Here is a 223-nt window from a genome sequence, read left to right as displayed (position 1 = left end):
CGCTCGGCAGCTCCAGCAGGCGCGCTTCGATCTCGCCCAGCTCGATACGCAGGCCGCGGATCTTCACCTGGTGGTCGATACGCCCGGCGTAGTCGATCACGCCATCGGCGCGGTAACGCGCCAGGTCGCCAGTGCGGTACAGGCGGCCACCGTTGTCGCTGAACGGGTCCGGCACGAAGCGTTCGGCGGTCAGTGCTGGCCGCTGGTGATAACCACGGGCCAA

General features: G+C 68.2%; 1 protein-coding gene. It reads right to left on the bottom strand.

From position 1 onward, the window contains the following. Nucleotides 1-223, bottom strand: a 223-nt coding sequence (locus ACNFBR_RS29380) for a hypothetical protein (protein WP_416737893.1), incomplete at both ends; no start/stop codon positions are given.

Origin of the sequence: Pseudomonas sp. NY11955, assembly GCF_048068035.1 — a bacterium.
Classification (GTDB): domain Bacteria; phylum Pseudomonadota; class Gammaproteobacteria; order Pseudomonadales; family Pseudomonadaceae; genus Aquipseudomonas.
Note: the sequence above shows the minus strand (reverse complement) of the source record. Positions and strands in the feature narration are given on the sequence as shown.